The organism is Bradyrhizobium sp. HKCCYLRH3059 (assembly GCF_051168035.1).
Classification (GTDB): Bacteria; Pseudomonadota; Alphaproteobacteria; order Rhizobiales; family Xanthobacteraceae; genus Bradyrhizobium.
In genome coordinates this window covers 824,519-835,392 of sequence record NZ_JBNPUF010000002.1, presented here as the reverse complement: position 1 = coordinate 835,392, position 10,874 = coordinate 824,519, and the positions used below count along the sequence as shown (strand labels likewise).

General features: G+C 65.3%; 15 protein-coding genes. 3 read left to right on the top strand and 12 right to left on the bottom strand.

All coding sequences use genetic code 11. The features are described from left to right. Positions 1-244: 244 nt before the first annotated feature. The 4 genes from ACQR13_RS10725 to ACQR13_RS10710 form a co-directional block, all read right to left on the bottom strand. A complete protein-coding gene (locus tag ACQR13_RS10725; protein ID WP_315754242.1) occupies positions 245-589 on the bottom strand; it encodes a hypothetical protein in 345 nt (114 codons plus the stop codon). Positions 590-598: 9 nt separating this feature from the next. Beyond that, positions 599-730 carry a hypothetical protein gene (locus tag ACQR13_RS10720; RefSeq protein ID WP_315754240.1) on the bottom strand — a complete coding sequence of 44 codons (132 nt, stop codon included), beginning with the start codon at positions 728-730 and terminating at the stop codon, positions 599-601. Between the two features lie 66 nt (positions 731-796). Then, a complete protein-coding gene (locus ACQR13_RS10715; protein WP_315754238.1) occupies positions 797-1,255 on the bottom strand; it encodes an energy transducer TonB family protein in 459 nt (152 codons plus the stop codon). Positions 1,256-1,420: 165 nt separating this feature from the next. Continuing rightward, positions 1,421-1,639 carry a CBS domain-containing protein gene (locus tag ACQR13_RS10710; protein WP_315754236.1) on the bottom strand — a complete coding sequence of 73 codons (219 nt, stop codon included), beginning with the start codon at positions 1,637-1,639 and terminating at the stop codon, positions 1,421-1,423. Between the two features lie 702 nt (positions 1,640-2,341). Here ACQR13_RS10710 and ACQR13_RS10705 point away from each other — a divergent pair. Then, a complete protein-coding gene (locus ACQR13_RS10705; RefSeq protein ID WP_315715675.1) occupies positions 2,342-3,028 on the top strand; it encodes a cysteine hydrolase family protein in 687 nt (228 codons plus the stop codon). A 75-nt stretch (positions 3,029-3,103) separates the two neighbouring features. Further along, the gene (locus ACQR13_RS10700) at positions 3,104-4,759 is read left to right on the top strand and encodes a regulator (RefSeq protein WP_316193900.1); all 1,656 of its coding nucleotides are present in this window, start codon (positions 3,104-3,106) and stop codon (positions 4,757-4,759) included. 52 nt (positions 4,760-4,811) lie between these two features. Here the strand turns inward: ACQR13_RS10700 and ACQR13_RS10695 are convergent, their stop codons facing one another. The 3 genes from ACQR13_RS10695 to ACQR13_RS10685 all read right to left on the bottom strand — a co-directional run bounded on the left by ACQR13_RS10695 (position 4,812) and on the right by ACQR13_RS10685 (position 6,375). After that, entirely contained in the window at positions 4,812-5,303 is a 492-nt protein-coding gene (locus ACQR13_RS10695) for a TlpA family protein disulfide reductase (protein WP_316193927.1), read from the bottom strand. Positions 5,304-5,409: 106 nt separating this feature from the next. After that, the gene (locus tag ACQR13_RS10690; protein WP_012042917.1) at positions 5,410-5,874 is read right to left on the bottom strand and encodes a DsrE family protein; all 465 of its coding nucleotides are present in this window, start codon (positions 5,872-5,874) and stop codon (positions 5,410-5,412) included. 63 nt (positions 5,875-5,937) lie between these two features. Continuing rightward, positions 5,938-6,375, bottom strand: a complete 438-nt coding sequence (locus tag ACQR13_RS10685) for a DoxX family protein (protein WP_315715678.1) — start codon at positions 6,373-6,375, stop codon at positions 5,938-5,940. Between the two features lie 101 nt (positions 6,376-6,476). Here ACQR13_RS10685 and ACQR13_RS10680 point away from each other — a divergent pair, with 101 nt between their 5' ends. Further along, positions 6,477-7,436 (top strand): LysR family transcriptional regulator, encoded by a 960-nt coding sequence (locus tag ACQR13_RS10680; RefSeq protein ID WP_316193901.1) that lies wholly within the window; start codon positions 6,477-6,479, stop codon positions 7,434-7,436. Positions 7,437-7,567: 131 nt separating this feature from the next. On the opposite strand, the gene soxA is transcribed toward ACQR13_RS10680, so the two are convergent. The 5 genes from soxA to ACQR13_RS10655 are packed head-to-tail and all read right to left on the bottom strand — an operon-like array spanning position 7,568 to position 10,866. Next, on the bottom strand, positions 7,568-8,344 hold the full coding sequence (gene soxA, locus ACQR13_RS10675; RefSeq protein ID WP_434862807.1) for a sulfur oxidation c-type cytochrome SoxA: 777 nt from the start codon (positions 8,342-8,344) through the stop codon (positions 7,568-7,570). Next, positions 8,344-8,664, bottom strand: a complete 321-nt coding sequence (gene soxZ, locus ACQR13_RS10670; protein ID WP_434862806.1) for a thiosulfate oxidation carrier complex protein SoxZ — start codon at positions 8,662-8,664, stop codon at positions 8,344-8,346. Before soxZ ends, soxA begins: the two co-directional genes overlap by 1 nt. Next, positions 8,664-9,152, bottom strand: coding sequence for a SoxY-related AACIE arm protein (locus tag ACQR13_RS10665; protein ID WP_316170628.1), 489 nt, complete (start codon positions 9,150-9,152; stop codon positions 8,664-8,666). Before ACQR13_RS10665 ends, soxZ begins: the two co-directional genes overlap by 1 nt. Positions 9,153-9,158: 6 nt before the next feature. Beyond that, on the bottom strand, positions 9,159-9,602 hold the full coding sequence (gene soxX / locus ACQR13_RS10660; RefSeq protein ID WP_315826431.1) for a sulfur oxidation c-type cytochrome SoxX: 444 nt from the start codon (positions 9,600-9,602) through the stop codon (positions 9,159-9,161). Continuing rightward, a complete protein-coding gene (locus tag ACQR13_RS10655) occupies positions 9,589-10,866 on the bottom strand; it encodes an NAD(P)/FAD-dependent oxidoreductase (protein WP_316170627.1) in 1,278 nt (425 codons plus the stop codon). Before ACQR13_RS10655 ends, soxX begins: the two co-directional genes overlap by 14 nt. Positions 10,867-10,874 lie beyond the last annotated feature (8 nt).

Sequence of the window (10,874 nt, the reverse complement as noted above, 5' to 3'; positions counted from 1 at the left end):
AGCGCCTCATCGATTCCCCCAAAAGAATCACTGGAGAATCATAACAGCCGCGCAGCGTTTTCACACAGCCAGGGTCATAAGCAGCCTATCGGCCCTCTGATTGCCGACTTCCGGTGCGGGCCGAGAGCGGACATCCTTGGCGCGACCTGCCGGGTTCGGGACAGGCCCACAACCGACCTTGCGCTCAAATTTTGCTCTTCGCCATATGGGGCACGATCTGTCGGCGCAGTAGGAATCGGTCCGGTCAGGTTGGCTGGCCGGCCACTTTCGCGAGGTATCCGTCCCTCTGCATTTGGGTGAGGCCGGGTGACTGGCCTGACGCCCAAAGGGCGGCCAGCGCCTCGGCAGAAGCGAGATGCTCCATCTCCGGCAGAGCGGCCGTCTCAAGCAACATCGCGATCCTCTTTCCCGCCTGAACAGCGTCCTCGCTATTTCGGCATGTCCACCAATAGTCGCTCGGCTTGTCCATAAACTCACCAATTCGCTTCCGCCAGTGCCCAGCACCTGGGAAGATGCTCGGGTCGCGGTCCAATTTGCCAAGCCGTATGCTCAGGTTGATCGTGATCAATAGGCGGGTCTTGTCGCTCATTTGGCTGCTCTAGAACTCGACAAGGAGCTTCGCGTCGCCGCGATCGGCCGAGAAGCGCAGCCCGTTCTTTCGGAATCCGCGCTTCTTGAGAAGTTCGGCTACGGACGCCGCGATGATCTTCTTCCAATCTTCGAGTGCCATCAGCCGACCTAAGCGCTGCAGGATGGCGCAGCTTCAGTGTTGCTGCGCGTGAGTTTCAGTCACGCCTTAGCAGCCACGACAGATGCCGCGAATTTTTGCGTCAATCTTCTTCTGCTCGTCGACCCACTCAGCAGGCCAATGTCCGCCTGCCCAAGGCAACTGCTTCCCGCCTGCAAAGTTGATGGGTAATGTAAAGGCGAAGCTATCGTCGCTCAACTCTGCGGGCGGCTCCGGAAATGGCTCCGCTCGCTCAATCATACTGAGGGCCGCCGTATCGAGTAACGCGGAGCCGGTGCTTTCCACCAGTTCTCTGGAAATCAGTTTTCCCTGCCGATCGATGACAAACTTGACCTTGGCCGTGCCACTTTGACCGGCCGCCCCGGGCGGAAATGTTCTCTTTCTAACTAACAGTATGACAATCTTCTTTTTCCACGCTTCGAGCGCACTTGCCTGAGCGCCGACACTTTCCGTTTGCGCATATGAGAAAGACGCCGAAGCCAATAGAAGTACGAACAGGCCGGCCAACAAGGGGATTCTCGCGTTCATAAGCTGATGTCATCACACGCAAGATAATTCATCACCAAGAATGCGATGCGGCGCAGTCGCGTAAAGCGCCCGTCCGCATGGACGGGTGGGCGCTTCGGGTCAGAAGCACACCTACGTGGGGGTGACGGTATCGCGGTTCGTTCGTCAGCCCCCGGGACCGTCTTTCATGATGTAGCCCATCAGGCCGTCCACGTTGTGCTCCAGATCCCGGATGATGTTCTTGACGACGTCTCCGATCGAGATCACGCCCACGACCTTGCCCGCGTCCAATGCGGGCAGATGGCGAAAGCTGCGCTGAGCCATCATCGCCATGCAACCGTCCAGCGGATGGTCCGGCTTGACCGTCACCGGGTCGCGCGTCATTTACCTGGCTCACCGGCGTCTGCTTCGCATCGAACCCGGGCAGCAGCACCTTGATGGCGCAGTCACCTTGGGTGACGATGCCGACCAGCACGCCGTCGTCGATGACCAGCACCGACCGGCCCCGATTGTCGCGCATCTGGCGCAAGGCTTCGACGACCATGTCGCCGGAACGAACATGGATCAGGGCGCCGCTCTTCTGGGCCAGAGCGCTTCTGACTGTGATCATCGATCTCCCTCTCGTGGGCTCTGCCCGACCCTGCCTTGATCAGGATAGTCGAAATATCTCACCTCGTCAGCACCGCGCCGATGCCGTCGGCCTGCCCACGAACCGAACTCGGTCAAGGGTCAAAAGCAGAGATCGGTGGACGTTTCTCGAAACGCCGGCCTCGGGCCGATCGCAGAAGTCCAGCGAGCCTGGAACGGCACCTTAGCCCGCCGGCGCGGGTTCTTCCCGAGTCGGGCACCCAATGGCGCATGGACGCGCCGCAGCGCGAGCGCTGCATGCATCGACTGCCCAGGAAATGAGCCGCTGCCTTCGCGAAGCCCGCGGCCCGGCGACCGCCCCGTTGTCAGCTGCCCTTTCAAGTCATTGAATGAGTTCGGACTTCGTCCGGCCTGCGGCGATGCCGGGGATTGTACACAATGGCATAGCGCTTGCTTCGTCTGTTGCGAGGCATTCTCGTGGAGAGGCAAGCGGCTGGTATGGCGAACTCATCTGCATCGGCAACCGCTACGATCACGGCCGAGCCGGAGCCGATCACGCTCGATCTCTTCAAGACCGCGCTGGTCATCATCGACATGCAGCGCGACTTCATGGAGCCGGGCGGGTTCGGCGAGACGCTGGGCAACGACGTCTCGCAGCTTGCACGCGCCGTCGCGCCGATCGCCAACGTGCTGGCGGCGGCGCGCAAGAGCGGCATGCTGGTGATCCATACGCGCGAGGGGCACGCGCCGGATCTCTCCGACGCGCCGCCGGCCAAGGTCGAGCGCGGCGCGCCGTCGCTTCGCATCGGCGATCCCGGTCCGATGGGGCGCATCCTCATCCGCGGCGAGGCCGGCCACGACATCATTCCCGCGCTCTATCCTGTCGACGGCGAGGTCGTGATCGACAAGCCGGGGAAGGGCGCCTTCTACGCCACCGAACTCGGTGACGTGCTGAAGCATCACGGCGTCGAAAACCTGCTGGTGTGCGGCGTCACCACCGAGGTCTGCGTCAACACCACCGTGCGCGAGGCCAATGACCGGGGCTATCGCTGCGTCGTCATCTCCGACGGCTGCGCGTCCTACTTCCCGGAATTCCACGAGATGGGCCTGAAGATGATCAAGGCCCAGGGCGGCATCTTCGGCTGGGTCGCTGACTCCGCCGCGGTTCTGAAGGCCATGAACTGAGAGATGAACCGAGAGACGAGTCGAGACGAATGAGTTCGGTCATGTAGTCGCTGCAAGCAACAGGGGAGCAAGGCGATGAGCGGAAGCGGGACGGCAAGCTCGGTAAGAGCGGATTTCAAGCCGGTGCTCTGGACACCCGGAGACTGGAACGCGTTCTTCGGTTTCGGCACCAACATCCTCGTCAACATGCTCGTCCTCACCGGACTGTTGCGCTTCGTGCTGAAGATGCCGGACAGCCTGGTGTTCGGCCGCATCCTGCCGGCGCTCGGCCTCATGATGTGCCTGTCGACCCTGTACTACGCCTTCCTTGCCTATCGCCTGGCGCAGAAGACCGGACGCAGCGACGTCTGCGCGCTGCCCTCGGGCGTCAGTGTCCCGCACATGTTCATCGTGACCTTCGTGATCATGCTGCCGATCACGCTCAAGACCGGCGATCCGCTGAAGGGCTGGTCGGCCGGCCTCGTCTGGGTGTTCTTCCAGAGCTTCATCCTGATGATCGGCGGCTTCGTCGCGCCCTATATCCGCAAGATCACGCCGCGGGCGGCGCTGCTCGGCACGCTGGCCGGCGTCTCGGTCACCTTCATCTCGATGCGGCCGGCGCTCGAGATGTACATGACGCCGCAGATCGGGCTGGTCTGCTTCGCGATCATTCTGGTGAGCTGGTTCGGCGGCGTGAAATATCCGAAGGGGCTGCCGGCCGGCCTGGTGGCGATCGCGGTCGGCATGATCATCGCATGGGGCTCGAACCTGTTCGGCCTCGGTCTCGGCGGGCTCAGCGTCAAGGGCGTCGGGGACGCCTTTGCGAGCTTCGGCTTCTCGGTGCCGCTGCCGGCGTTCGGCACGGTGTTCTCCGGCTTCGAATATCTCGGGATCATCCTGGTGACTGCGATTCCGTTCGGCATCTACGACCTCGTCGAGGCGATGGATAATGTCGAGAGCGCGGAAGCCGCGGGCGACGAATATCCGACCACGCGGGTGCTGACAGCCGACGGCGTCGTCAGCCTGATCGGCTGCATGATGGGCAACCCCTTCATCAACGCCGTCTATATCGGCCATCCCGGCTGGAAGGCGATGGGCGGCCGCATCGGCTATTCGGCAGCGACCGGGCTGATGGTGATCGTGCTGTCCTGGCTCGGCATCATCTCGGTGCTGCTGGCGCTGGTGCCGGTGGTCGCGATTTCGCCGATCCTGCTCTACATCGGCATGCTGATCGGCGCGCAGGCGTTCCAGACCACGCCGGTCAAGCACGCGCCGGCGATCGTGCTCGCCTTCACGCCGCATCTCGCCGCCTGGGCCAAGCTGCAGATCGACACCATGCTGGCCTCGACGGTGGCCGCGGCGCAGAGCGTCGGCGGCCTCGCAGCCGACAAGGTCGATGCGGTCAAGACCGCTGCGATCGCGGCGCTGCCGCAGCAAGGCGTGCTGTATCACGGGCTCGAAGTGATGGGCGGGGGCTCGATCCTCGCCGGCCTCGTGCTCGGCGCGATCGGCGTGTTCGTGATCGAGCGCGACTTCACCAAGGCGGCGGCCTTCGCGCTTGCCGGTGCCGTCATGACCTATTTCGGCTTCATGCATGGCGAGGCCGTCGGCATCGGTGGCGGCTTCGGCGTCACGCCGGCGGTGGCGCTGGCCTATTTCGTGGTCGCAGGCGGATTGTTTGCACTGGGGCGGCTCGGCATGTCCGAGAGCTACCTGGCGCATGCCGACATGCATGCGGCGCCGGCAGAATAGGTATCTTTTCAACGAGAACGACAACCGGCGGCATGGCCGCCGGTGATGATTTTCACGCGCCCGGCTGATCGAGATAATAGCGCAGCAGCGCCTGGCCCGGCTCGGACAGCCATTCGGCCGCCCCGGTGACATAGCCTTCGATCAATCCCGTCGTGCCGATCAGATAGGTGATCGGCATCGCCGGCGTCGCGAAGATCGAGGCATCGGCATTGGCCGGATTGGTCGCTTGCGCATGCGGATCGGCGTAGGAGGCGCGGGGCATCGCGATCGCCTCGGCATAGCGGCGGATGCTTTTGATGTTGCGCCGGTCGGTGCAGATGGTCCAGACGTCGAGCGCCGGAATCCGCATCCGCTCCAGCCCGGCCAAAGTCGGCAGGTCGACCTTGCACGCCGCGCACCAGCTCGCCCAGAGATTGACCAGCGTGACATGGCCGGGCTTGGGCGCGAGCGTCACGTCCTTGCCGCCCATGTCCTGCAGCTTCAACGGCGGCAGCGCCCGGCGCGGCCGCTCGACGATGAACTGGGTGCGGCCGCTGCGGAACACCGGCGGGCTCGGGTCCTGTGCGCCGGCGCAAGCAGGCCTGCTTGTCAGCAGCAGCAGGCTGGCCGCCGCCAGCAGCAGATCGCGCCGTGCGGGCGCGCTCAAAACCTCAGCCATGGACGTAGGCCCAGCCTTTGCGCTGCAGCTCGACGACGCGGCCGATGCCGAACGGCACCAGCCTGGCGCCGTCGATCAGCTGGATCGTGAGGTTCTCCTTGCTCTCCGCGATCGACTTCGACGAGGCGCACATGCTGAAGCCGATATGCGGATACATCTGCCGCAGCGCCGCGAGCGGCTCCTTGAGCGGAGATTTGTCGGCGCGAAATACGTCGATGCCGGTGCCGTTGGCGACGACCTCGATCGCGGGGGTCTGTCCGAGACTGGCGAAATGCCGCGTCAGATTGCCGGAATAGCTGATGGCGTGACCCATCACATGGGGGTCGTTGCGGTCGATCAGCACGACAATGCCGGCGCGATGCTGGGCGACGGCCGGGACGGCGGGGGCTGGGGCGCCGAGGGCTGTCGCGCCAGCGAGAAAGCCGCGGCGCGACACGTCAGGGATCGGTTCGCTCATCATGGCTTCCTTCAAAGCACGCGATGCGCCGGCGCTGGATGGCCAGCGCCGGCGATGCTCGGATCAGCCGCGCGGCGCGATCGGCGCCTTGCCGTTGCGGCCCCACAGCACGAACAGCGACAGCGCCAGCAGCAGGATGTTCAGGGGCGTGACCGCCGCTTCGCCGCGGGAGATGTGGAAGGCGAACGCGAACACCTGCAGCGTGGCACAGCCGATTGCGGCCAGCACGGTCAGGCGCGGCATGATGCGGGTCAGCGACGGCAGCAGGATGCCGAGCCCGCCAGCCAGATCGATCAAGCCGATGGTGCGGACGAAGGCCACCGAATATTCGCCGGTCCACGGCATCATCTGGGCGAGTTCCTTGATCGGGGTGAAGACCTTGGTGACGCCGGCGAAGCAGAACAGGGCGAAGAGCAGGGTCTGGGCGACCCACAGGCCGATGCGCAGCGCCAGCGGGGGCTGGAGTGGGCTGAGATCGGTAGTCGATGCGGTGCTGGACATCGTCGGAGCTCCAAATGAAAAGGTGCCCGACATTGATAATTTCTTCTGGTTTGATCATTATGCTTTTCGTTAAGTCATCATTTTCTATGGGTTGATGATAAGTGGATACGCTGGTCAGTATTCGGGTGTTCTGCCAGGTCGCGGAGCTCAAGAGCTTCGCGGCCGCCGCCGATCGCCTGGGGCTTTCGGCGGCGATGGCCTCCAAGCATGTCATGCAGCTGGAGCAGCGGCTCTCGACCCGGCTGCTCAACCGCTCCAGCCGGCGGGTCGGCCTGACCGAGGCCGGCCAAGTCTATTTCGACCAGGTGCGGCCGATGCTGGAGTCTCTCGACGAGGTCGAGGCCGTCGTCAGCAAGGCGACCGTGATCCCGCGCGGCACCCTGAAGGTCAGCGCGCCGGTATGGTTCGCCAATCCGCTGTTTGCCGGCACGCTCGCGGCGTACCGCGCGCGCTATCCGGACGTGGTGATCGATCTCGATCTCAGCGGACGCCTGGTCAATCTCGTCGACGAGGGGTTTGATCTGGCGCTGCGCGTCTCGGCCACGCCCGGCGATGGGCTGATCGCGCGGCCGCTGTCGCCGGTGCTGATGCAGCTCGTCGCCGCGCCGAGCTATCTCGCCGCCGCCGGGCGGCCGAAGGCGGTGGCCGATCTCAATGGCCATGCAATGCTGAAATACGCGTTGTACCCGCTGCGGGCCATGATCCTGCCGACCGGAGAGGGCGAGGTGACGGTCAACTTCAACGAGGTGCTGATCAGCGGCAACGAGACGCTCCTGCATCACGCCGCTGTCGCCGGCATGGGCATGGCGGTGCTGCCGCGCTGGCTGATGGCCGACGACCTCGCCAGCGGCCGGCTCGAGACGGTGCTGCCGGAGATGCTGACGATCAAAGCGCCGCTGATGGCGGTCTATCCCAGCCGAAAATATCTCTCCGCCAAGGTCCGTACCTTCATCGACTTCATCGCCGCCGATCCCCTGATGAAGCAGGCCTCGGACGGACCTCTAGCCGCGATCGATCCGACGGCGGCGGGGGTGAGAAAGGGACGGAAGGCAGGATCTTGAGCATATTGGGTCGCCGGAGGTCTCCATGCCGTCATGGCCGGCCACGACGCGTAACCCATGGCACGGCTCGTTCGTAAGCGGCGTTCTGCAAGCTCGAACGACTGCCTGATAGCTCGCGAGACCTTGCCCGCTCACGGCCGCACCGCCGGCGCCTCCACCGGCATCCCTTGCGCCCGGGACATCAGATACAGCGCCAGCGCGATCATGTCGGGGGCGTCGAAATCGTAAGCCTGGGCGCGCACCCCGGTCATGCAGCCGCGCAGGCGGCGCTGCAGCGAGCCCATGCCTTGCCATTCCAGCCGGTAGATCGGATAGCCCGTCGGCTGTCCCTGCGTGATCGCGGAGCCGGCGAGATGCTTGCTCCAATTGTCATCGTGACAATTGGTGCAGGCGAGATTGAGCTGGCCCTGCCGCTGAAAAAACAGTTCGCGACCGCGCGCGATGAAGGGCTTGAGCCGCGGATCGTCGCCAGCGGTGATCGGCATCCCGCGCGATTGCTTCGCGATCAGCGCCGTCAGTGCCAGCAGCTCGCGGCTCTCTGCTGCGAACGGCGCTGCCTCCTGGTGCTGTTTGCGGCAGAGATTGACGCGCTGGCCGAGATCGACCGGCGCACCGCTGGCGGCATTGAAGGCGGGATAGCGCGCGGCGACGCCCTTCATGCTGACATCGACCGGGCCATGACAATCGCCGCACGCCTTGTTGGCCGTGCCTGCCTTCGTCGTCCACAGCGCCTCACCGTCGAGCACCGACAGCATCGCCGGATTGGCGGTGTCGTCGTCCTGCATCGCCCTGGTGTCCGACGACATGAAGTCATAGCCGGAGCGGCGCTCGGACTCAGCGATCTCGCCGGCAAGCACGGGCAAGGTCAGGACGATTGCCGTGACGACAGTGAGAAACGCAGACCGCATCATTCGATCGTGATCGCGGCGGCGGTGGTGGCGACGAACCCGTTGTCGCCGATCCATTCGAACTCGAAGCGGCCGCTCTCGGTAGCCGTGGTGAAGAACGACAGGAACGGATTGGCCGCGATGGCCGGATAGAGATCGGCGCGAAAGATCTCGGTGCCGTTGAAGCGGCAGGTGAAGCTGGTGATGATGTCGCGCGGGATGGCTTCGCCTGCGGCCGTACGGCGGTAGCCCGGCTCCATGACGTGGCTCATCAGCGTCTTGATCTCGATGACGGCGCCGCGCTTGGCCTTGGCGGGAACGTTGACGAGGGCGGCAGGCATCACGGCATCTCCTCGGTGCAGGCGGCCAAGGTCACGATGACGTCGACGCTCGCCGACCAGAACGAGCCGTCGGAGAGCCTTGCGATCGCCACGACCTTCTGGGTGTCGGCGAGCCGGATGCGCGTCGTGACCTGGGCGCGGCCGGCGCTGGCTGTCAGGTGAAAGCTGGCGACGTTGGGCTGCGGGTTCTTCTCGTTGAAGACGTGGATGCTCTTGACGAAATCGTCAGGCGTCATCGGGTGATCGACGCTGACGGTCATCGGCACGGTGTTGCCGTTCTCGACCAGCGGCGGGATGTCTAATCGGATCTTGCCGGCGTTCACCTTTGCCTCGCCGACGAGGTTGCGGATCGCGGACGCCAGCATCGCCGGGGTCGCCTGCGCAGGCCGGACCGTGATCAGCGGCAGCGCGCCCGCGGCGGTCAGCGTTCCCGCCAGTTGCAGCAGGTGGCGGCGGGACATGTGGGACGGTTCGAACATGCCGGTCATATGGGCTCACTCGCGCAAGGTCGCGAGATAGGCGACGATGTCTTCGATCTGCTCTGCCGACAGGATCGGCTTGTCGCGCCAGGCGGAACCGACGCGCGTCAGCCCGTCGATGCGATAATAGGACGGCATGATCGTTTCCGGATTGAGCCTGGAGGCATCGACCAGCCGCAAGCGGAGCTGCGGGATCGTCGAACGGCTGCCGGCCCCGGCAAGGCTGGGTGCGAGATCGCCCTGGAAGCGCGCTTCCGGAAACGGGCCGGAGTGACAGAGGATGCAGGTCGAGCTGCGCGCGAGGACGAGTGCGCGGCCGCGGGTGGCGTCGCCGGGCCGTCCGGTGAGGGACGAGGCGATGCCGTCGCCGGTGATCGTAGCGGGCGCGAGCGTCTGCGCCGCGACAGCGGCGGGCAGGGCGGCCACGAGCGCGGCGATGACAAGGCTAGCCGAAGGCATCGTGGGTCAGCGCCTTGAACCAGGCCGTCGCCGCGGCGGCCTCACGCGCGCGCGTCTCGCGCGATGCGTCGACCGGGCTGGCCCGTCCGCCCTCGATCTCGGCGAAGATGTCTCCCTTGGGCTGGTAGATGCCGGCGAGCGAGAACGCGTCGTCCGGCGCGACGATGCTGTAACAGATGCCGGTCAGCGTCGGCGGCTCCGACCGCCGTCCCGTCAGATCGCGCACGATCACGGCCGCGCACGCCTTGCCCTGCGCCTGGGCGGCGCCGGCCGATTTCGGGATGCCGCCGCCGAGACAGGCGTCGCCGATGACATGGACGTCGGGGACGAGCTTCGAGGCGAAGGTCGCGGCATCGATCGGGCACCAGCCGGTGCGGTCGGCCGCGCCGGCGAGGGCGGCAATGCGGCCGGCCTTCTGCGGCGGGATGATGTTGGTCACATCGGGATTGTAATTGCCGAACTCGGTGACGACGGTACGCGTGGCGATCTCGACGCCGGTGACGCGGCCGCCCTGCGACAGCGGAATGCGCTCGATCATGCCGGGGTAGAGCTGCTGCCACGCCTGCTCGAACAGCTTCTGCTGCGAGAAGCTGTCCTTGGCATCGAGGATCAGCACCTTCGACTTCGGCTTGTGCGCCTTGAGATAATGCGCGATCAGGCTGGCGCGTTCGTAAGGCGCGGGCGGACAGCGCGACGGATTGGCCGGGACGGCGATCGCGACGGTGCCGCCATCCGGCATCGCCTCGATCTGCGTCCGCAGCAGCAGCGTCTGCTCGCCGGCCTTGTAAGCGTGCGGCATGACCGCGGAGGCGGCCTCGTCGTAGCCTTGCAGGGCCGTGAAATCGAGGTCGATGCCGGGCGCCAGCACGAGGCGGTCATAGGCCAGCGCGCTGCCGTCGGCGAACGTGACCTTGTGGGCGGGCGCATCGACCGCCGTGGCCGCCCGCAGCACAGTGCTCACGCCTTCGGCTGCGATCTTGTCATAGCCGAACTGCTGGGCACCGATATCGCGCAGGCTGGCGATGACCTCGTTGCTGAGCGGACACGCCGTGAAGGTCGTGTTGGCCTCGACCAGGGTGACGTCGAGCTTGCCATCGGCTTGGCGCAGCGCGCGGGCGCAACTGGCGCCGCCGAAGCCGCCGCCGATCACGACGACGCGCGCCATCGCTTGTGCGCGCAACACGGCAGGGGCGGCGACCATGGCAACTGACGCCGCGATCAGGCCGCCGACCTCTCTGCGCGTGCGCTGTCGGGACATCGTCATCATCATTG